General features: G+C 56.6%; 17 protein-coding genes. 7 read left to right on the forward strand and 10 right to left on the reverse strand.

Going from position 1 to position 20,422, the window contains the following annotated elements; translation table 11 throughout:
* Positions 1–145 precede the first annotated feature (145 nt).
* Positions 146–706, forward strand: coding sequence for a hypothetical protein (locus tag K3169_RS13605; protein ID WP_099268812.1), 561 nt, complete (start codon positions 146–148; stop codon positions 704–706).
* Positions 707–877: 171 nt separating this feature from the next.
* On the opposite strand, the gene K3169_RS13610 is transcribed toward K3169_RS13605, so the two are convergent.
* The 8 genes from K3169_RS13610 to K3169_RS13645 all read right to left on the reverse strand — a co-directional run bounded on the left by K3169_RS13610 (position 878) and on the right by K3169_RS13645 (position 10,433).
* Complete coding sequence (locus tag K3169_RS13610) at positions 878–1,816, reverse strand: carbohydrate kinase family protein (protein WP_263271934.1); 939 nt, start codon at positions 1,814–1,816, stop codon at positions 878–880.
* Between the two features lie 45 nt (positions 1,817–1,861).
* On the reverse strand, positions 1,862–3,343 hold the full coding sequence (gene xylB / locus K3169_RS13615) for a xylulokinase (RefSeq protein WP_263271936.1): 1,482 nt from the start codon (positions 3,341–3,343) through the stop codon (positions 1,862–1,864).
* A 7-nt stretch (positions 3,344–3,350) separates the two neighbouring features.
* Complete coding sequence (locus K3169_RS13620) at positions 3,351–4,835, reverse strand: mannitol dehydrogenase family protein (RefSeq protein WP_263271938.1); 1,485 nt, start codon at positions 4,833–4,835, stop codon at positions 3,351–3,353.
* An 18-nt stretch (positions 4,836–4,853) separates the two neighbouring features.
* Positions 4,854–5,957, reverse strand: coding sequence for an ABC transporter ATP-binding protein (locus K3169_RS13625; protein ID WP_263271940.1), 1,104 nt, complete (start codon positions 5,955–5,957; stop codon positions 4,854–4,856).
* 159 nt (positions 5,958–6,116) lie between these two features.
* On the reverse strand, positions 6,117–6,950 hold the full coding sequence (locus K3169_RS13630) for a carbohydrate ABC transporter permease (protein ID WP_027899094.1): 834 nt from the start codon (positions 6,948–6,950) through the stop codon (positions 6,117–6,119).
* Positions 6,951–6,960: 10 nt separating this feature from the next.
* The gene (locus tag K3169_RS13635; protein ID WP_231665907.1) at positions 6,961–7,893 is read right to left on the reverse strand and encodes a carbohydrate ABC transporter permease; all 933 of its coding nucleotides are present in this window, start codon (positions 7,891–7,893) and stop codon (positions 6,961–6,963) included.
* A 72-nt stretch (positions 7,894–7,965) separates the two neighbouring features.
* Positions 7,966–9,276 carry an ABC transporter substrate-binding protein gene (locus K3169_RS13640; RefSeq protein ID WP_263271943.1) on the reverse strand — a complete coding sequence of 437 codons (1,311 nt, stop codon included), beginning with the start codon at positions 9,274–9,276 and terminating at the stop codon, positions 7,966–7,968.
* Positions 9,277–9,527: 251 nt separating this feature from the next.
* On the reverse strand, positions 9,528–10,433 hold the full coding sequence (locus K3169_RS13645; RefSeq protein ID WP_122703832.1) for an AraC family transcriptional regulator: 906 nt from the start codon (positions 10,431–10,433) through the stop codon (positions 9,528–9,530).
* A gap of 312 nt (positions 10,434–10,745) precedes the next feature.
* Here K3169_RS13645 and cobF point away from each other — a divergent pair, with 312 nt between their 5' ends.
* The gene (gene cobF, locus K3169_RS13650) at positions 10,746–11,504 is read left to right on the forward strand and encodes a precorrin-6A synthase (deacetylating) (protein WP_263271945.1); all 759 of its coding nucleotides are present in this window, start codon (positions 10,746–10,748) and stop codon (positions 11,502–11,504) included.
* Between the two features lie 312 nt (positions 11,505–11,816).
* Here the strand turns inward: cobF and K3169_RS13655 are convergent, their stop codons facing one another.
* Together K3169_RS13655 and K3169_RS13660 are read right to left on the reverse strand one after the other, a co-directional pair.
* Positions 11,817–13,154 (reverse strand): glycosyltransferase, encoded by a 1,338-nt coding sequence (locus K3169_RS13655; protein ID WP_411567036.1) that lies wholly within the window; start codon positions 13,152–13,154, stop codon positions 11,817–11,819.
* Positions 13,147–13,506, reverse strand: a complete 360-nt coding sequence (locus tag K3169_RS13660; RefSeq protein ID WP_027899100.1) for a response regulator — start codon at positions 13,504–13,506, stop codon at positions 13,147–13,149. Before K3169_RS13660 ends, K3169_RS13655 begins: the two co-directional genes overlap by 8 nt.
* Positions 13,507–13,761: 255 nt before the next feature.
* Here K3169_RS13660 and K3169_RS13665 point away from each other — a divergent pair, with 255 nt between their 5' ends.
* The 5 genes from K3169_RS13665 to K3169_RS13685 all read left to right on the forward strand — a co-directional run bounded on the left by K3169_RS13665 (position 13,762) and on the right by K3169_RS13685 (position 20,420).
* The gene (locus K3169_RS13665; RefSeq protein WP_263271947.1) at positions 13,762–17,286 is read left to right on the forward strand and encodes a response regulator; all 3,525 of its coding nucleotides are present in this window, start codon (positions 13,762–13,764) and stop codon (positions 17,284–17,286) included.
* A 49-nt stretch (positions 17,287–17,335) separates the two neighbouring features.
* Entirely contained in the window at positions 17,336–18,157 is an 822-nt protein-coding gene (locus tag K3169_RS13670) for a CheR family methyltransferase (RefSeq protein ID WP_122394746.1), read from the forward strand.
* Positions 18,154–18,771 (forward strand): chemotaxis protein CheB, encoded by a 618-nt coding sequence (locus K3169_RS13675; RefSeq protein ID WP_255885218.1) that lies wholly within the window; start codon positions 18,154–18,156, stop codon positions 18,769–18,771. Before K3169_RS13670 ends, K3169_RS13675 begins: the two co-directional genes overlap by 4 nt.
* Entirely contained in the window at positions 18,765–19,946 is a 1,182-nt protein-coding gene (locus K3169_RS13680; protein ID WP_027899104.1) for a hybrid sensor histidine kinase/response regulator, read from the forward strand. The genes K3169_RS13675 and K3169_RS13680 overlap by 7 nt, the downstream gene beginning before the upstream one ends.
* Positions 19,947–20,042: 96 nt before the next feature.
* Positions 20,043–20,420, forward strand: coding sequence for a response regulator (locus K3169_RS13685; RefSeq protein WP_027899105.1), 378 nt, complete (start codon positions 20,043–20,045; stop codon positions 20,418–20,420).
* Positions 20,421–20,422: the final 2 nt, after the last annotated feature.

Raw genomic sequence — 20,422 nt, forward strand, 5'->3', positions numbered from 1 at the left:
TGGCCGCCGATTGCCGTACCTCTTCTCGCGACCTTCGAGGTGCACGTCTGGACATCAGGCGTTCCGAGCGCTCCAGAGCAACGAGTCAAATGGCATCAGTCTTGCTACTCAGGTTGTGCATCACAACAGGCAGCAGGAGGTAAGCATGATTACCGCTAGTATCAGTGCGCTCCATCACCTGGTTTCTCAGGCGGTGGCTCGCAAGACTCAAGACGATGTGGCAACCGATGCGTTCTCCGTCCCAACCGGTGCTACCAGCCCGGTCCCGGCCGTGGATCCCGTCGCGCAAAACAGTGGCAGTCAGCAGAATGAGGCCTATGACGAAGCGTTTGCCAAAATGCTCCTCAGCCTGAAGACGGCTACGCAAAATACTGACAATGAGGCTGCACCTTCATTTGTATCTGCCGCCAGTGACAACAGCATTGCGGCCCGCGATTCTGCGGTAACCAGCGAAGCTGATGTGGCCGATGCAGCATCGAAGTTCACCTCAGCTCAGCAGGAGTTCTCGGATTACATGAACTTGACGCCCGCGGAGAAGATGCGCGAGCAACTGACTGGTGTCAGCAAGGAAGAGTACGATTCCATGTCGCCTGAACAGAAGCTGGACGTCGACACTAAACTTCAGGCAGCCCTGAAAGAGCAGCAGCAACAGACTACCGCTGATGTAAACAGCAAAATCCTGGCGGCCCGGTTGGCGCTGGTTTAAGGCATTACTGGCAAGAGCAACGCAGATCTGTGGGATTGCCATAGGACCTGTGGGAGCTGAGCTTGCTCGCGATAAACGATAACGCGGTATGTCTTCAAGCTGGGTCTCATGCATCGCGAGCAAGCTCAGCTCCCACAAGTTTCTGTGTTTGCCTTTCAAAAGGGTAGGCTACTACCCCAACTGATTCCGATACGGCAAATCCGGTCCGACCTTGGTGCAGGTCAGCGCTGCTGCCTGTACGGCGAACCCGAGCATTTCATCCACCGTTTCCTTGCGCAGGGTTGGCAAGCTGAGCGGGTCATCCAGATGGCGCTCGGTCAGGAAGGTAATCAACGCGGCCTGGAAAGTGTCGCCTGCGCCAACCGTGTCGGCAGTCACGACCTTCTGCGCAGCAACTGACCAGCTTCCGTGCTGGCGAGTAAAGACCGTTGCTCCCTCAGTACCCTGAGTCAACACCACCAACTGACAACGCTTGCTCAGCCAGCTCTGGGCGACGACCTGTGGGTCTTTGTCCGGGTAGAGCAGGCTCAAGTCTTCGTCGCTGACCTTGATAATGTGCGCGTGCTCGGCAAAGGCGCTGATCTGCTCGCGCCAGCGGTTGATATCCGGTGCCGGGTTGAGGCGTACATTCGGATCCAGGGTGATCAGCCGTTTGCCGCTTTCTCTCGCCACCAAAGCCAGCAGCGTGTCGGCGATGGGCTGGACCACCAGTGAGAACGAGCCGACATGAATCCCGCGTACCTGTTCATCCAGCTCCGGCAGGTGTTCAAGGCGCAGTTGTCGATCCGCGCAGCCTTCGCCACGAAAGCTGTAGTGCGGTGAACCGTCTGCCCTGACTGCCACCATGGCAAGGGTCGTCGGGGCGTCGAAGTCGATCAGGTAGTCGGGCCTGACGCCTTCTTTATCCAGCACGCTGCGCAAGCGCTGACCCAGATAGTCACTGGACAGCCCGGCAAACAGTCCCGCATCGATGCCAAGGCGGCGAAGGCCCACGGCTACGTTGAAAGGTGAACCGCCCGCAATTGCCTGAAAGCCCAGTTTGTTGAGCTGCCCGCTGTTGTCGGGCTGGCTGAAAAAGTCGAACAGTGCTTCGCCACAAACGAGAAACATAGGTGCTCCTGAAATAAATACGTCAGTCGGGCGAGGAACGCGAGCTCACAGCGCCTGCAACTGATTGCGATACCGCTCATAGACCTGCTGATAGTCGGCGACGTTCTGCGGGACGGGACGGGTTTCACTGCTGTTATCAAGGCTCACGCAGCGGGCACATAGAATATCCAGCGTTTCGCCTGTCTCTTGCCGATTGGCGTGACACCAGGCGGCTTGAATGGCAGCGCCCAGCGCCGCCGCTTCGGCCTGCTCGGTGCAGATCACCGGCGTATCCATGATATCGGCGACTATCTGCCGCCAGATGGCGCTCTTGGCACCGCCGCCGATCAGCCGAATGTTAGCGCTTTTGATGCCGCTGGCGCGCAACAGATCCAGGCCGTAACGCAAACCGAACGTGGTGCCCTCTACTACCGCCCGACACAGGTTGGCCTGGGTCAGATTGGTAGCATCCAGACCCAGAATGCTGCCGGTGGCATGGGGCAGGGCAGGCACGCGTTCGCCATTGAGAAACGGCAGCATCGACACGCCCTCGGCACCAATCGGGGCCTGACCGACGGCGTTGTTGAAGGCTGCGATATCCAGCCCCAACAGCTCACGAATAACGCCTGTGGCATTGGTCAGGTTCATGGTGCAGATCAAGGGCAGCCAGCCGCCGGAGGATGAGCAGAACGTCGCCACCGAAGCCTGTTCACTCACGCGTGCCTGATCGGCAAAGGCATAGACGGTGCCCGACGAACCGAGGCTCATGGTGATTGCACCGGGATGAATATTGCCTGTGCCGATGGCCCCCATCATGTTGTCGCCGCCGCCACTGGAAATCACCGCGGCGGGGTTGATGCCCAGACGTCGGGCAATCTCCGGCAAGACAGTGCCAACCGGCTCGTGCGCTTCCAGCAATTGGGGCAGTGCCCGGCTCAGGTTGCCGCTGGGATCTATGTGCTCAAGGATCGCCATATCCCACTGCCGGGTGCGCACATTGAAATACCCGGTGCCCGACGCATCGCCATATTCGCTGGCGCAACGTCCGGTCAGCCAGTAATTGAGGTAATCATGGGGCAGCAGAGTCTTGTTGATACGGGCAAAGAGTTCGGGGTGCTGCTCCTTGGTCCAGAGCAGTTTGGATACGGTGTAGCCCGGTGCAATGGCAACGCCAAGGCGCTGCAGCGAACCCTTTTCGCCACCGAGATACTCCAGCAATTGGTCATTTTGCGGGGTGCTTTCGGTGTCGCACCACAGTTTGGCCGGGCGTAGCACCTGGCCGTCGGCATCCAGGAGTACAAGGCCGTGTTGCTGGCCCGAGACGCCGATGCCGAGTATCTGCTGTCCGGAAATGCCCGCCTCAAGCAGCGCTTCGGCAGTCGCCTGCTCGAAGGCCGTCAGCCATTGCTGCACATCCTGTTCACGGCGACCGTTATGGCCACTGATCATGCTGTGCGGCGCAGAGCCCTGGCCCAGCACCTGACCGGTGCGGGCGTCGAGGACAATGGCCTTGGTGCCTTGGGTGCCGCAATCGATTCCGAGAAACATAGGCACCTCAGGCTGTTTTGGCCAACAGGTTTTCCAGAGTTTTGCTGACGCCCAATTGCTTAAGGCTGTTCAGGTTCTTTTCAAAGGCCGCGACAAATTCGGCTGACCGTGGAATGGCAGTGCCGAAAATCTCCTCGACGTCCAGCAACCGTTGCACGATCAGGACATCGTCGGCCACCAGCGCCTTACAGAAATCCGCACGAGGGTCGACGATCTTGTAGGCCACGCCGTTTTCGCCTTCGCTGCCTTGCAGGTACAACGCCCAGGCCGCCACCACTAACGAGGCGCGCTCCAGGTTGCCATGATCAAGAATCAACTGATTGATGGTGGGGACGGTGAATTTGGGAAACTTCGACGACCCATCCGAGCAGACGCGCTCCAGCTGATCCGCAATCGCCTGATTGGAAAACCGCTCGATCAGCGTGTCCTTGTAGCCTTCCAGGTCGATTCCCGGCACAGAAGCCAGTTGCGGTGTGACATCCAGATCCATGTACGCGCGGATATAGGCAACGAACAATGGATCATTCATGGTCTCGTGAACGAAGCGATAGCCCCTGAGTGCGCCCAGATAGGTCAGCGCCAGGTGGCTGCCGTTGAGCAGCTTGATCTTCATCTCTTCGTAGGGCGTGACGTCGTGGGTGAATTGCACGCCGACTTTTTCCCAGGCCGGACGACCATCGACAAATTTGTCCTCCAGCACCCATTGCACGAAGGGCTCGCAGACCACCGGCCACGCATCATCAATGCCTTTTTCGTCGGCGAGCTTCAGGCGATGGGATGTGCTGGTCATCGGCGTGATGCGGTCGACCATGGCGTTGGGAAAGCTGACCTGTTCGGCGATCCAGTCATGCAAATCCGGGTTGCCCTGGGCAGCGAACGCCAGCAGCGCTTTACGCGCGACGGCGCCGTTGTGCGGCAGGTTATCGCAGGACATCACGGTAAAAGCCGGTGTACCCGCAGCGCGCCGTTTTGCCAAAGCTGCGCATAGCAATCCGAAGACAGTGCGTGGTGCGTCTGGATACGCCAGGTCATGCTGGATCTGCGGCAAGTGAGTCATGAACTGGCCGTTACTGTCATCAATGCAGTAACCGCCTTCGGTAATGGTCAGCGACACAATGCGAATCTGCGGGCTGGCCAGCTTGTCTATGACGGTCTGGATATCGTCTTCTGCCAGCAGCATGCCGCTGATGGACGCGATGATCCGGGTTTCGGTGTCGGGCGTATCGCCCAGCTCATAGAGGGTGTAGAGGTAATCCTGACCCGCGAGGGCATCACGCACGCCGCGGTCCTCCGGGCGCAAACCGATACCGCAAATGCTCCAGTCCAGGCCCTCGCCGCTGTTCATCAGCGCGTCGGTGTAAAACGCCTGATGCGCACGATGGAAGCCACCCACGCCAATGTGAGCAATACCTTGTGTAGTACTTTGCGGGTTGTAGCCGGGCAGGGCGATGCTGCGCTCAAGCTGAGACAGATTCTGTTTGTTCAATTTCATGGCGATGATCCCTGAGTATCAGGCGGCGACCGGCAGGGCTTTGGCAATCACCAGGCCCTGAGCGTCGAACAAGTGGCAGTGAGCGCTATCCAGATGCAGATTGAGCGTGTCGCCATACTGGCTGGCCAGATCCCCGCGTATACGCATGGTCAAGGCTTCCCCGGAGCGGGTGCGCACGTGGCAATAAGTGTCGCTGCCCAAACGCTCACTGACGTCGGCAATGACCTGCATCTGGCAGTCGCCTTCTTTGGCAAGGTTCAAGTGCTCCGGTCGGATGCCGAGGGTGACCGGATCGCCGACGCTCTGTTGTGCACTGCCGAACGGCAAGTTAATGACTGCGCCCGCATCGAGCGTCACTTCGCAGCCGCCTGCATCGACGCGGCTGATCATGCCTTTGAGAAAGCCCATTTTCGGTGTGCCGAGGAAACCCGCGACAAACAGATTGGCCGGATGGTGATAAAGCTCAAGCGGGGAGCCCACCTGCTCGACCTTGCCGCCATTGAGCACCACGACTTTGTCGGCCAGGGTCATGGCTTCGACCTGATCGTGGGTCACGTAAATCATCGTCGCTTGCAGTTCTTTGTGCAGGCGCGACAACTCAAGACGGGTTTGCACGCGCAGGGCGGCGTCAAGGTTCGACAAGGGCTCATCGAACAGGAAGATTTTCGGGTTGCGCACGATGGCGCGACCAATGGCTACCCGCTGGCGCTGACCGCCGGACAGCTGTTTGGGTTTGCGCTCCAGCAGTGGACCCAGCTCAAGGATGCGCGCTGCCTCATCGACTTTCTTTTTGATCACGGCTTTGTCGCCACCGGCCAGATCCAGAGCAAAAGACAGGTTCTTGCCCACGGTCATGTGCGGGTACAGGGCGTAGGTCTGGAAGACCATGGCCAGGTCACGCTTGGCAGGCGTCACTTGGGTGATGTCCCGGCCATCCAGCTCAATGGTGCCGGAGGTGACATCCTCCAGCCCGGCGATCAATCGCAGCAGGGTGGATTTGCCGCAGCCCGACGGCCCCACGAAGACCACGAATTCGCGATCTATCACGTCCAGATCAATGCCTTTGATGATCTGGTGACCGTCGAAGCCTTTTTGCAGATTTCTGATGCTGAGGTTAGCCATGGTGGCCTCCGTTCTTATTCTTTAAACCTGATGGGTACTTCTGTAGGAGTGAGCTTGCTCGCGATGGGGGCAGACGCTCGGCAAAAATATCGCCTGATATGACGCTATCGCGAGCAAGCTCACTCCTACAGGGGGCGGTGTTTAGTACAACACAGCGGGTTATTTCACGGCCCCGAACGACAGGCCGCGTACCAGTTGCTTCTGACTGATCCAGCCGAAGATCAGGATCGGCGCGCAGGCCAGGGTCGACACAGCGGAGAGCTTGGCCCAGAACAACCCTTCGGGGCTGGAGTAGGAGGCGATCAGCGCAGTCAGTGGCGCAGCGTTGGACGAGGTGAGGTTCAGCGACCAGAACGCCTCGTTCCAGCACAGGATCAGCGACAACAGCGCAGTGGATGCCAGGCCGCCTTTGCAGATCGGGATCAGCACCTTGAAGATTTCCTGGCGAGTGCTGGCACCGTCCAGTCGCGATGCCTCGAGGATTTCACCGGGGATATCCTTGAAATAGGTGTAAATCATCCAGACCACGATGGGCAGGTTGATCAGCGTGTAGATCACAATCAGCGCAATGCGGCTGTCCAGCAGGCCGAAGGTCTTGGCCAGCAGGTAGATCGGCATCAGCACGCCCACCGGGGGCAGCATCTTCGTCGACAGCATCCACAACAGCGTGCTCTTGGTCCGTTTGGTTTCGAAAAAAGCCATGGAGTAGGCCGCAGGTACCGCGATCAGCATGCACAGAATCGTTGCGCTGAACGAGATGACCACCGAGTTCCAGGCGAAGTGGAAGTAGTCACTGCGCTCCTGGATGTGCAGGTAGTTTTCCAGGGTCGGCGTAAAGATAAATTGCGGCGGCGTGGCGAACGCGTCGATTTCGGTCTTGAAGCTGGTCAGGACCATCCAGAAAATCGGGAAGAAGATCAGCGCGGCGATCACCCAGCACAGCGTGCCGAGCAGCACGCTCTGCAGGCGTCGGGATTGTTTGAGCGTCATCATGATTCGGCCCTCAGGACTTGTCGGTGAGGTTTTTGCCGATCATCCGGATCAGGATGATTGCAGCAATGTTGGCAATGACCACGGCAATCAAACCGCCAGCGGACGCCATGCCCACGTCGAATTGCAGCAAGGCCTGGTTGTAGATCAGGTACGCCAGGTTGGTCGATGCGAAACCCGGACCGCCATTGGTGGTGGTGAAGATTTCCGCGAATACCGAGAGCAGGAAGATGGTTTCGATCATCACCACCACGGCGATCGGCCGGGCCAGATGCGGCAGCGTCAAATGCCAGAAAATAGCGATAGGCCCGGCACCATCAAGCCGTGCGGCTTCTTTCTGCTCCTGATCCAGCGATTGCATGGCGGTCATCAGGATCAGGATGGCGAACGGCAGCCACTGCCACGAGACAATAATGATGATCGACAGCAGTGGGTAATTGGCCAGCCAGTCAATCGGCTGGGCACCAAACAGCTTCCAGACCCAGGCGAGGATGCCGGACACCGGATGGAAAATCAGGTTCTTCCAGATCAGCGCGCCTACGGTGGGCATGATGAAGAATGGCGAAATCAACAATACCCGCACGATGCCGCGCCCGAGAAACTCGCTGGCTTCCAGCAGGGCAGAAATCAGCACCCCCAACACCACGCTGATCAACAGCACACTGCCGACCAGCAACAGCGTATTGGTCGCGCCAGGAAGAAATCCGCTGTCGGTGACGAAGTATTCGAAGTTTTCGAGCCCGACGAACTCGTTCTCGCCGGGGTTGAGCAGGTTGTAACGAATCAGCGAGAAGTAGATGGTCATGCCTAGCGGGACGATCATCCACACCAGCAACAGCAGGACCGATGGGCTGACCAGAAACCAGCCGGGTTTGGTCACGCTGCCTTTAACTGACGGGTTATCGTCAGGCGTGAGGGCCTGAGGCTTGATAGTTGAGGTTGTCATGATGGCGATCCTGGGTGCAAAAGGAGAGCAGGGTGTCGAGGCGCGCGCGCCCCGACTAATAGTCAGCTGCGACTATTTCTTTGGATAACCTGCTCGCTTCATGTCTCGCTCGGTGGAGCTTTGCGCGTTTTTCAATGCGGCATCAGGTGTTGCCGTACCTACCAGAGCCGCGGAGAACTGCTGACCAACTGAAGTGCCGATGGCCTGAAACTCGGGAATGGTCACCAGTTGAATGCCAACATAGGGCACTGGTTTGAGGGTTGGCGCTTTCGGCGTCACGGCCTTCAGCGATTCCAGAGTGATATTGGCGAACGGCGCAGCTTTCTTGTAGGCATCGGTGTAGGTCGAGGCGCGAGTCCCTGGCGGTACGTTGGACACGCCGTCTTTCTCGGCCACCAAAGCTGCGTACTCTTTTGAGGTCGCCCATTCGGTAAAGGCTTTGGCGTCGGTCTGGTTTTTTGCGCTGGTCGGGATCGCCAGTGCCCATGAATACAGCCATGCCGAACCTTTGTCGGTGACTTCATGAGGGGCGTAAGTGAAGCCTACGCTGTCAGCGACCTTGCTCTGGCTCTTGTCGGTGACAAAGGAACCGGCAACGCTGGCGTCGACCCAGATGGCGCATTTGCCGCTGTTGAACAGGGCGAGGTTTTCGTTGAAGCCGTTGCTCGAGGCGCCTGGTGGGCCAGATTTCTTCATGGTGTCGACGTAGAAAGTTAGCGCGTTTTTCCATTCCGGTTGATCAAACTGCGGTTTCCATTGCTCATCGAACCAGCGCCCGCCAAACGAGTTGGCGACGGTGGTGATCAGCGCCATGTTCTCGCCCCAGCCGGCCTTGCCTCGCAGGCAGATACCGTACTGTTCTTTGGACTTGTCGGTGAGTTTGTCAGCGAATTCGGCGATCTGCGTCCAGGTAGGACGTTCAGGCATGGTCAGACCCGCAGCCTTGAACAGGTCGGTGCGGTAGTAGGTGATCGAGCTTTCGGCATAGAAGGGCAGTGCAAACAGTTTGCCGTCCACCGACAGGCCATCGCGCACTGACGGGAAAACGTCGTCCAGCGCGTAGCTGGCGGGCAGGTCCTTCATCTCCTGCAGCCAGCCTTTGGCGCCCCACAGCGACGCCTCGTACATGCCGATGGTCAGCACGTCGAACTGGCCGCCCTTGGTGGCAATGTCTGTGGTCAGGCGCTGGCGCAGGACGTTCTCTTCGAGGACGACCCACTTGAGTTTGATATCGGGATGTTGTTCTTCGAAGGTTTTCGACAGCCGCTGCATGCGGATCATGTCGCTGTTGTTGACCGTAGCGATAGTGACTTCGCCCGCAGATGCGGTGGCGCAGAGTGTCAGACAGGTACCGGCAAGCAGAACTTTTGCAGAGGTCTTCATTTATCACTCCTCTTCCGCGCCCTTAGAGCTACAGAAGGTCGGTTATTGTTTTTGTGTCTTCCGGAGGTGTGGAAGATGTGGATTGATTACAGCGGGCGCAGGCGCAGATGACAAATCCTGCATGACACTTGGACTGATACTTTTTTGTACTCGATTGGCGCCTGAAAAATCCACGCAGGGCTGCCGCAACCTTCTCGCGACCGTCTGCGACGCAGTTTCAGCGTAGACGTTGATTGAGTACGCGCGGAGAATCAGTACAGGTTTTGTTCGGTGAGGCGCTGAACGGCCAGCCGTCGATAATGCGACGGGGTCATGCCCTTGAGTTGCTGAAAGCGTCGATTGAAGTTTGAAATATTGTTGAAGCCTGATTCGAAACACACGTCCGTCACGGGCTTGTCGCCGTCGGCCAGCAGCTCACAGGATTTACTGATGCGCAGACGATTGACGAATTCGACGTAGCAGCGGCCGGTGGCTTGCTTGAAGACCCTGGAGAAGTAAGTAGGCTTCATGCCGAGATAATCGGCTACTTCTTCCAGCGGCAGTTCCCGCGCGTAGTTGGCGAAGATGTAATCGACGGCCTTGTTGGTGCGATCGACACTGTGTTCATCGGCGATCGGTGCCGAGTTGCTGCCGGACAGCAACTGGTAGTCATCGCTGCCCGCCAGTAATTCAAGCAGGATGAGAAAGTGGCCCAGGCGGGTGATGCCTTTGGAGTCGGCGATCTTCTGCATCAGTTTCGTGGCTTGGCGAATGGTCCGTTTGCAGCGGAACTCGATGCCGTACTGCGCACGTTCCAGCAAGGGCGCCAGGGTCTTCAGTTCGGCGAATATCTGGCTGCCGCTTTCGAATAACTCGTCAGTGAAATTCACCAGCATGTCGCGCTTGGTGACGACCTCGTCCTCTTCGATCTGGCTGATCCAGTTATGAGGCAGATTGGGCCCGGTGAGGAACAGGGACTCGGGATAGAAGTTACCGATGTAGTCGCCGACAAAGACCTTGCCGGAACTGGCCACGATCAGGTGCAGTTCGTATTCCTTGTGAAAGTGCCAACGCACCAAAGGACAGGGGAAGCCGTGTTCGCGATAGATGATCGACAAGCCGTTATGGTCGTCCATCAATTCATATGAGGGGTCGGTGACTCTTGTTGTTTTTGTCATCATGTGGCCGATATCCAGAATGCCAGGCTGCTAATGTGCACTATCTGAGTGTGCGATAGCATCCAGAGTTTCCTGTGGCAACTGGCACGCTCGCTTCAGGATGCAACCTGTGTGGAAGATTCTATGATCGCGTATGACCTGTGGGAGCAGGGCTTGCCCGCGATGCATGAGACGCAGCCACAAGACACACCGCGTTATCGTTTATCGCCGGATTGCCGGATTGCCGGATTGCGCCCAGACCAGGCATCTCTTCCACAGGGCTTTGAGTTTGATGCACCACCTGCGCCATTCAGTTCCGTCTGGAGTGAACTCATGAAAACCATCCTCCTGATCGGCATCGGTTCCGGCAATCCGGAGCAGATCACCATTCAGGCCATCAATGCGCTGAATCGCGCCAAGGTGTTCTTCGTGCTTGATAAAGGTTACGCAAACGACGACTTGCTGCGCCTGAGGAAGGATATCTGTGAGCGTTACATCACCGGTGATGACTATCGCTTGCTGCAGGTCAGCGACCCCTCCCGGGAGGACGATCCACATTCCTACCAGCAAGGTGTTGCACGCTGGCATGAGCAACGGGCGGCGTTGTTTCAGCGACTGATCATTGATGAAGTAGAGGCGGGTCAAACGGCGGCTTTCCTGGTCTGGGGTGAGCCGACGCTGTACGACAGCACCTTAAGAGTCTTCGAGTTGATTCTTGATAAGTCGTCTCAAATCTTTGATTATCAAGTGATTCCTGGAATAAGTAGTGTGCAGGCATTGGCGGCGCAGCATCGTATTCCATTGAATCGTATTGGCGAACCTATCCATATCACCACCGGGCGCAGGCTGGCGCTTGAGCACAATGCAGCACTTGAGAACACCATCGTAATGCTTGATGCACACTGCACGTTTGAGCGGTTTCTTAACCAGGGCCTGCATATTTACTGGGGAGCTTATCTGGGTACGCCGGATGAAATCCTGATCGCGGGGCCGCTGGATGAGGTGTGTGAGCAGATCAAGAACGCGAGAGCGAAGGCGCGGCAGGAGAAGGGCTGGATCATGGATACGTATCTGTTGAGAAATGATATGTAGATTCTAGGTATTATCCATAACTCATTGTTTATATTGGTTAATGTGAAAATATTTAAATGGAATGGGGTTTTGTTGCAGGAACGAATCTCTGTGGGAGCCGGGCTTGCCCGCGATCAACGATGACGCGATGTACCTCATGCCCCGCGACACCTGAATCGCCGTAGGACCGGCTTCAGCCGGGAGAGCGGTGTTTCAGTTGAAGAAAATTAGCCAGTATTCCGACGCCCTCCCGGCTAAAGCCGGTCCTACGGGACTGCGCAGGTTATGTGGGAGCCGGGCAAGCCTTGCTCCCGCATGGGGTCGATACATGACTCAAGGACTAACCGGATTACGATTCTTCGCCTCAATCCACTGCGCCATGTACTGAGTGCTCTTTTGATGGTGGTGTCGCAGCATTGCGCCGGTAAAGTTTGCCGTTCGGTGGGCTTGCAGGTTCTGACGCAGGAACTCGATACGGGCAATCAGGCTCGCACAATGTTCCTGGTGCCTGTAGCGCGCTTCAAGCAGTTCCCAGCCAGCGCTCTGCGCTTCATGCCAACGCTCTTCATCCTCATACAGGCGCACTGCTGCATCAGCGATTTCGGCGGCGCTGCTTGCAACGCTGCCGGGCCAGGGCAGGTTGCCGCTCATGGCTTCAGCACCGATCGGCGTGGTGACGGTTGGCGTGCCGCACAACATGGCGTCGACGATCTTGCCTTTGACACCCGCGCCGAAGCGTAATGGCGCCAGGCAAATACGCGCCTCGGACATCACCTTCAATGCGTCTTCCGCCCAATTCATCACATGGAAGCCCTGCGCCGCGTTGTGCAGCGCAGTGGCTTTGGGTGGCGTGTAGGAGCCGTAGATATGCAGCTGAGCCTTGGGCAGTTGCTGACGTATCAGCGGCCAGATGGCGTTCTTCATCCAGAGCACCGCATCCCAGTTAGGCGCGTGTCGGAAGTTGCCGATACTCAGAAAGTGCGCTCGCTCGCTGAACGGGCGCGCTGTCGCAGGGACATCGCTGACCATCAGCGGACACCAGTGCAAGATCCCCTCCGGCACCCGGAATTCACGGGCAAGCAACTGCATTTCCACGTCGGACGTCATCAGGCTGAGGTCGGAGCGGTACAGGGCGGCGATCTCGCGCTGGGCCAGATCGCCGGTTGCCATCGCAGAAAAAATGTCACACTCTGATTCTTCAAAAAAGCTATTCAAATCATCAGTTTGCTCTGCATTACTCAAGTGGTTTTTGAGCTGCTGGTGGCGCGCATGACGCAGGCTTTGCAGGTCTGAGGTCTCCAGCAGTCGCAGGGCATTGGGGCAATGTTTCTCTACCCGCCAGCCAAATTGCTCCTCGATCATGAACTGATCGAAGAGGACGATATCCGGCTGCAATTCACTGATGAACACATCGAAGCTGCTGTTGTTCAGCTCAATGTCGACCTCACGAATCCCCAGCTCAGCCAGGTTTGCCTTGTGCTCGCCTTCGGTGGCTGGGCTGGCAAAGGTGATTTGCCAGCCTTGTTCCAGAAAGCACTGGATCAATTGCATGACATGACCGCTGGCGGCCGAGGAGCGAGGCTCGGGCCACACATAGCCAATGATCAATACATGGGTTGTCGCGTCCGAAACGGAGCTGTCCGGTAATGGCTGCGAATCGTGCTTATCCAAGAATGCTTTTTACCTTGTCACGCAATTGATCAATCGAGAACGGTTTGCCGATGTTGTGCATGCCTGCCGGGACATCAATGCTTTCGGCATAACCGCTGGCGAAAAGAACCGGCAGAGACGGGCGAAGCTTGCACGCAATCGCAGCCAGCTCTTTGCCATCCATGCCTGGAAGGCCAAGGTCGGTCATCATCAAATCAATGACCTTCGATTCGTCTTCAAGCACTTTTTGAGCCTCTTCACCGTCCTCAGCTTCGAGCACTGTGTATTCCAGCTCTTCCAGCACGTCGACGATCAGCATGCGGACAATGGCGTCGTCTTCGACCACTAGAATGGTGCTGGCAGGAACGGACATAGGTGATTTCCTTAAAATCTGCAGGGTCGGCGTAATGCGACCGGTACGGGTAAGCAAAATAACGCTGGAGGTGCCAGCTAGCAACATTTGCACTCGTTTGAGTGAGTGGTAAGGCGAGCTGTACCACTGATGAAACGAATAATGCGTTCTTAGGCAGCTAAATGTCAGAAAATTCAGATATCTGTGTGAGAAATGAGAGTCTTTTTCTTAATATTACGGCAAACTTCATGGTTTGATGATCACCAAGGATGACTCATGATCCGTCCGTCTACTGTCGATGAGCAACGTTTTCGTAAATTGCTTGGCCGCAACGTCACTTTACCCCTGAGTGTGGGTGTTATCAGCGCGGTCTTTTTCATCGGTCTGATCAGCTATTTGCTGTCAGTCATCCAGTGGGTCGAGCACACCGACCGAGTGATCAACAATACCAATCGCGCGCTGAAGCTTTCCATCGATATGGAAACCGGTATGCGTGGTTATTTGCTGGCGGGTGACGAACGTTATCTCGACCCGTATGAGCTGGCAAAACCGGCGCTCACTGCAGAGCTGAAGGGGCTTGAGGTACTCGTTGCCGATAACCCGCCTCAGGTTGACCGGCTCAAGCGTATCCAGGCATTGCAGGAAGACTGGGGTCAGTACGCTGAGGAGATGATTAATCAGCGGCGGATAAAAGGCGAGTTCGTGGCCCCGCTACGGACTGGGCGAGGCAAGCGCCTGACGGACGAGATTCGCAGCCAGTACGAAGAAGTTGTCGCTGTAGAGCAGCAATTGCGTCTCGCGCGCAATGCCGACGTCACACGCACAACCGTCCTGTCAGTCAGCCTTTACCTTGTTTTTGTTCTGTGTGTCAGCGGATTTCTTGCGTACATCGGTCGTCGGGATCTGCTGGCCTTGTCCAGTACTTATGGCGACAACCTCAAGCTTCAGGAAGAAAACGCCGAGCGCCTGAAAAAAGTCGCCTGGCTGCGCAATGGTCAGAGTGAGCTGGCTGAACAGGTATTGGGTCAATTAACGCTGAATACCCTGGGGTCCAACGTCCTGCAATTCTTCGCTCAGTATCTGGGCAGTGTGGTTGCGGCCGTTTACGTGCGTCAGGAGCACGGCGGCCTCAGGCGCGTCGCGTCCTATGGTTTCTCCCGTGAGCAGGAACAGCACGAGCAGTCCCTCTACAGTGGCGAAGGCGTGATCGGTCAGGCTGCGCAGCAAGACAAGATCATCCGTCTTGATGATGTACCGAGTAATTATTTCAAGGTGTCTTCCGGGCTGGGTGAGGGCGACCCACGCAGCATTCTCGTGGTGCCCACCAGCAACGATGATCAGGTCAACGGCGTCATCGAGCTGGGTTTCCTGCGTTCTCTGACCGAGAGCGATGTCGAGTTCATGGAGCTGATTGCCGAGAACGTGGGCACCTCCATCGAAGCGGCGCGTTATCGTCAGCGTTTGCAGGAAGTATTGGCTGAAACCCAACAGCTCAACGAAGAGCTGCAGGTCCAGCAGGAAGAACTGCGCACCGCCAACGAAGAGCTGGAAGAGCAGTCGAGGATTCTCAAGGAATCTCAGGCGCACTTGGAAACCCAACAGGCTGAACTTGAGCAGACCAACGAGCAATTGGCCGAGCAGGCTCAGGTCCTTTCCGAGCAGCGTGATGCGCTTGATCGGAAGAATGAAGAGCTGAACGTTGCTCAAGTCGAGCTTGAAAATCGTGCTGACGAGCTGCAGCGTTCAAGCAAGTACAAGTCCGAATTCCTTGCCAACATGTCCCACGAGCTGCGCACGCCGCTCAACAGTTCGTTGATTCTGGCCAAGCTGCTGGCTGAAAACCCGACGGACAATCTCACCGCCGAACAGGTCAAGTTTGCCGAATCGATCTATTCAGCCGGTAATGATCTGCTCAACCTGATCAACGATATTCTGGATATTTCCAAGGTCGAAGCCGGCAAGCTGGACATGCGCCCGGAAAACAGCAGCGTGTCTCGTCTGGTAGAAGGGCTGCGCAATATGTTCCAGCCATTGGCCCTCGACAAGAAGCTTGATTTCCATGTGGAGCTGCAGGCCGGTGCGCCGACCATGCTCTACACCGATCGCCAGCGCCTGGAACAGATCCTGAAAAACCTGCTGTCGAACGCTATCAAGTTCACCGAAACCGGCACTGTCAGCATGATCGTCTCGCGTCAGCCGGGCGCAGGGATTGTCTTTACGGTGCGCGATTCCGGGATCGGCATTGCAGCAGAGCAGCAGGAAAGCATCTTCGAAGCCTTCCGCCAGGCTGATGGCACCACCAACCGCCGTTATGGCGGCACCGGTCTGGGGTTGTCCATTTCCCGGGATCTGGCGCGGTTGCTCGGCGGTTCGATCAGTGTAACCAGCGAGCCGGGGCAGGGCAGTATCTTCACCCTGTTTCTGCCTGAACAGTATGTCGAGTCGGTGCAGCTGGTATATGGCGAAGTCCCTGCGCCAATCCCCGCTCCGGTCATGCCGGTCATGCCTGTGCATGCATTGGCATCTTTGCCGCCGGCTGCGGCAGCAGTTCCCGCGACACCCGCTAAAGCGCCTGTGCCGAGCTTCGCCGATGACCGCGAAAAGCTGCCGTCGAGCAAACGCTGCATTCTGGTGATTGAAGACGAAGTGGCTTTCGCCAAAATCCTTTTCGACCTGGCTCACGAGCTGGGTTACCACTGCCTTGTTGCCCATGCCGCCGATGACGGTTTCAACCTGGCGGCTCAGTTCACCCCGGACGCAATCCTTCTGGACATGCGCCTGCCGGATCATTCCGGGCTGACGGTTTTGCAGCGCCTGAAAGAGCTGGCGCCAACGCGACACATCCCGGTTCACGTGATTTCCGTTGAAGATCGTCAGGAAGCGGCCATGCACATGGGCGCTGTGGGCTATGCGGTGAAGCCGACCACCCGTGAAGAGCTCAAGGATGTCTTCGCCAAGCTCGAATCCAAGCTGACCCAAAAGGTCAAACGTATCCTGCTGGTGGAAGATGACGCCCTGCAACGCGACAGCATTGCGCGGTTGATCGGGGACGACGACATTGAAATCACCGCAGTAGGTTTCGCCCAGGATGCGCTGGACCTGCTGCGCGACAATATCTATGACTGCATGATCATCGACTTGAAGTTGCCAGACATGCTGGGCAATGAGTTGCTCAAGCGTATGTCCACCGATGAAATCTGCTCGTTCCCGCCCGTCATCGTCTATACCGGTCGCAACCTGACCCGCGATGAAGAAGCCGAGCTGATGAAATATTCACGCTCGATCATCATCAAGGGCGCGCGCTCACCCGAACGCTTGCTCGATGAAGTCACGCTGTTCCTGCACAAGGTTGAGTCGCAGCTCTCCAACGAGCGCCAGAAGATGCTCAAGACCGCGCGCAGTCGCGACAAGGTCTTTGAAGGGCGCAGGATTCTGGTCGTCGACGATGACGTACGTAATATCTTTGCCCTGACCAGCGCGCTGGAGCACAAGGGCGCGGTGGTCGAAGTTGCGCGTAACGGCTTCGAGGCCATCAGCAAGCTGAACGAAATCGAAGATATCGATCTGGTGTTGATGGACGTGATGATGCCGGAGATGGATGGCTATGAAGCGACCATCGAGATTCGCAAGGATCCACGCTGGCGCAAGCTGCCGATCATCGCCGTGACTGCCAAAGCCATGAAGGATGACCAGGAGCGTTGTCTGCAGGCTGGCTCAAATGACTATCTGGCCAAACCTATTGACCTGGACCGACTGTTCTCGCTGATACGTGTCTGGCTGCCCAAAATGGAACGTATTTGAGTTGGATGAGCCCAAGCTGAGCATCCAGCCCGCACCTAAAGGTTCCGCCATGTCTCAAGACAGAAACACGGACATCGAAATACGTCTGTTGATTGAGGCTATTTATCTCAAGTACAGCTACGATTTTCGTGACTACTCCGGCGCATCGGTGAAGCGCCGCATCAGTCACGCGCTGCGCCAGTTTGACTGCACGACTATTTCTGCATTGCAGGAACGGGTTATTCACGACCCTCAGGCCTTCATGCAATTGCTGCAATTTCTGACGATTCCGGTCAGCGAGATGTTTCGCGATCCGTCGCATTTTCTGGCGATTCGTCAGGAGGTAGTTCCGCTGTTGCGCACCTACCCGTCAATCAAGGTCTGGATTGCCGGATGCAGCACGGGCGAAGAGGTTTACTCGATGGCCATTCTGCTGCGCGAAGAAGGCCTGCTGGACCGGACGATCATTTACGCCACTGATATCAACCCGAGCTCGCTGGACAAGGCGAGGCAGGGGATTTTCTCTATGGAAAATGTCCGTGCTTATACCGATAACTACCAGAAGGCGGGCGGTCAGTGCGCGTTTTCCGATTACTACACCAGCGCCTACGATTACGCGATATTCGACAAAACCCTGCGTGAAAACGTGACGTTCGCTGACCACAGCCTGGCAACTGACAGCGTGTTCTCCGAAACACAGTTGGTTTCATGCCGAAATGTACTGATTTACTTCAACAAGAAATTGCAGGATCGCGCGTTCGGGCTCTTCCATGAGTCGCTCTGTCACCGGGGGTTTCTGGTACTGGGCAGCAAGGAAACGCTGGATTTTTCCGGCTACAGCAGCCATTTCGAGCCTTTGGTCAAACCGGAACGGATCTACCGCAAGACATGAAAAGATCATTCTCTGGCAATGACGTAATTGACTCATCACTGCCGGTCGTCGACGCCATCGTGGTTGGTGCGTCCGCCGGCGGAGTCGATGCGCTGCTGAAGATATTTGCATCGCTGAGGGTCGGTTATCGGTTGCCTATCCTGACTGTGCTGCATGTGCCTGAAAAGCGCATTAGTCAGTTGGCTCAGGTTTTTCAGGCGCGGGTACCGCTCAAGGTAAAAGAAGCGGACGATAAGGAAGATATTGCTCCTGGTACGCTTTATTTCGCGCCGCCGGGTTATCACTTGTCGGTGGAAAATGATTTGAGCCTGTCGCTGAGTCAGGAGGATCGGGTATTTCATTCCCGGCCAAGTATCGACATTCTTTTTCAGTCAGCCGCGGATGCCTACGGGCCGCGTCTGGCGGGTTTCCTGTTGACAGGCGCCAATAACGACGGCGCCTATGGTCTGTCGTGTATCAAGCTTTCCGGCGGCATGACGGTGGTTCAGGATCCGGACGAGGCTCAGGCGCGCACCATGCCTGATGCCGCCCTGGCGCTTCATAAGCCTGATTACCTCCTGCCTTTAAACGATATAGGCCAACTGTTGGTCGAGCTGGAACGAATTGCATGCTGAGTGACATTCAAGCCAAGTTGCTGATCGTTGACGATCTGCCGGAAAACCTGTTGGCGCTCGAAGCGCTGATCAAGCGCGAAGATCGTGAGGTCTATAAAGCCTTGTCGGCCGATGAGGCCTTGTCGTTGCTGCTTGAGCACGAATTTGCCATGGCCATCCTCGATGTTCAGATGCCGGGCATGAACGGCTTTGAGCTCGCGGAAATGATGCGCGGCACGGATCGCACCAAAAATATTCCGATTGTGTTTGTCAGTGCCGCAGGGCGCGAGCTCAACTACGCCTTCAAGGGTTACGAAAGCGGCGCTGTGGATTTTCTGCACAAGCCTCTGGACATTCATGCGGTCAAAAGCAAGGTCAATGTATTCGTCGACCTGTATCGCCAACGCAAGGCGATGAAACTGCAGGTCGAAGCGCTGGAGCAGAGTCGTCGAGAGCAGGAGCAGTTGCTGGCAAAGCTGCAGGTGACTCAGAACGAACTGGAGCACGCCGTGCGGATGCGCGACGACTTCATGTCAATCGTCTCCCATGAAGTGCGCACGCCGCTGAACGGACTGATTCTGGAAACCCAGCTGCGCAAGCTGCACCTGGCCAAAGACAACGCCGCAGCGTTCACCATGGAAAAGCTGCGGGCCATGGTTGATCGTGACGAGCGCCAGATTCAGAGCCTGATCCGCCTTATCGAAGACATGCTTGATGTCTCACGTATTCGCACTGGCAAGCTGTCGATCCGCACCAGCGCCTTCGATCTTGCCGAACTGGTCAGTAACCTGCTCGAAAGCTTCTCCGCGCAGATTGCAGCGGCCGAATCCAGTGTGACGTTCAAGGCTGAAGAGCCAGTCATCGGTGTGTGGGACGAGTTCCGCATCGAGCAAGTGATTGCCAACCTGCTGACTAACGCCCTGCGCTATGGCGCCCGCAAGCCCATCAAGGTCCGCGTTTACGCTGAAGACGGTGAGGCGCGGGTTGAGGTCCATGATCAGGGCATTGGTATCAGCGCCGAAAACCAGCAGCGGATTTTTCAGCAATTCGAACGGGTTGCTGCCAACCATGCGGTGCATGGACTGGGCCTCGGTTTGTTTATCTCTGACCAGATTGTGTCTGCTCATGGTGGGCGCATTGTTGTGGAAAGCGCAGAAGGCGAAGGCTCTATGTTCAGGGTCTGCCTGCCGGTTTAGCAGCGCAAGAAATCAACGTCAGATTTATCCGATATTTACGCAACCTACGGCCATCATCATGGTCGTAATGGCAGCTATTTAACCGAAGGCAGTTCCATGAGCTCTGATGCAGAAAATGTCGTCCTCATCGTCGAAGACGAGCCGCTGATCCTGATGTTGCTTGCCGACTATCTGTCGGGCGAGGGCTATCGAGTGTTGCAGGCGGAGAACGGTGAGCAGGCGTTCGAAATTCTTGCCACCAAGCCCCATCTGGATCTGATGATCACTGATTACCGCCTGCCTGGGGGGATATCAGGGGTGATGATCGCAGAGCCTGCCGTGAAACTTCGGCCGGAACTGAAGGTTATCTTCATCAGCGGTTATCCGGCAGAAATCGTCGAGTCCGGCAGCCCCATTGCGAAAAAGGCGCCGATTCTGGCCAAGCCATTCAATATGGAGACCCTGCATTCCCAGATCGAAAAGCTTCTGGCCTGAAT

This window comes from Pseudomonas phytophila (genome assembly GCF_025643095.1).
Taxonomy (GTDB): domain Bacteria; phylum Pseudomonadota; class Gammaproteobacteria; order Pseudomonadales; family Pseudomonadaceae; genus Aquipseudomonas; species Aquipseudomonas quasicaspiana.

Excerpts from the sequence above, each read along its gene's own strand:
- K3169_RS13605 (WP_099268812.1), top strand. The coding sequence starts at position 146 with ATGATTACCGCTAGTATCAGTGCGCTCCATCACCTGGTTTCTCAGGCG.
- K3169_RS13610 (WP_263271934.1), bottom strand. The coding sequence starts at position 1,816 with ATGTTTCTCGTTTGTGGCGAAGCACTGTTCGACTTTTTCAGCCAGCCC.
- xylB (WP_263271936.1), bottom strand. The coding sequence starts at position 3,343 with ATGTTTCTCGGAATCGATTGCGGCACCCAAGGCACCAAGGCCATTGTC.
- K3169_RS13620 (WP_263271938.1), bottom strand. The coding sequence starts at position 4,835 with ATGAAATTGAACAAACAGAATCTGTCTCAGCTTGAGCGCAGCATCGCC.
- K3169_RS13625 (WP_263271940.1), bottom strand. The coding sequence starts at position 5,957 with ATGGCTAACCTCAGCATCAGAAATCTGCAAAAAGGCTTCGACGGTCAC.
- K3169_RS13630 (WP_027899094.1), bottom strand. The coding sequence starts at position 6,950 with ATGATGACGCTCAAACAATCCCGACGCCTGCAGAGCGTGCTGCTCGGC.
- K3169_RS13635 (WP_231665907.1), bottom strand. The coding sequence starts at position 7,893 with ATGACAACCTCAACTATCAAGCCTCAGGCCCTCACGCCTGACGATAAC.
- K3169_RS13640 (WP_263271943.1), bottom strand. The coding sequence starts at position 9,276 with ATGAAGACCTCTGCAAAAGTTCTGCTTGCCGGTACCTGTCTGACACTC.
- K3169_RS13645 (WP_122703832.1), bottom strand. The coding sequence starts at position 10,433 with ATGACAAAAACAACAAGAGTCACCGACCCCTCATATGAATTGATGGAC.
- cobF (WP_263271945.1), top strand. The coding sequence starts at position 10,746 with ATGAAAACCATCCTCCTGATCGGCATCGGTTCCGGCAATCCGGAGCAG.
- K3169_RS13660 (WP_027899100.1), bottom strand. The coding sequence starts at position 13,506 with ATGTCCGTTCCTGCCAGCACCATTCTAGTGGTCGAAGACGACGCCATT.
- K3169_RS13665 (WP_263271947.1), top strand. The coding sequence starts at position 13,762 with ATGATCCGTCCGTCTACTGTCGATGAGCAACGTTTTCGTAAATTGCTT.
- K3169_RS13670 (WP_122394746.1), top strand. The coding sequence starts at position 17,336 with ATGTCTCAAGACAGAAACACGGACATCGAAATACGTCTGTTGATTGAG.
- K3169_RS13675 (WP_255885218.1), top strand. The coding sequence starts at position 18,154 with ATGAAAAGATCATTCTCTGGCAATGACGTAATTGACTCATCACTGCCG.
- K3169_RS13680 (WP_027899104.1), top strand. The coding sequence starts at position 18,765 with ATGCTGAGTGACATTCAAGCCAAGTTGCTGATCGTTGACGATCTGCCG.
- K3169_RS13685 (WP_027899105.1), top strand. The coding sequence starts at position 20,043 with ATGAGCTCTGATGCAGAAAATGTCGTCCTCATCGTCGAAGACGAGCCG.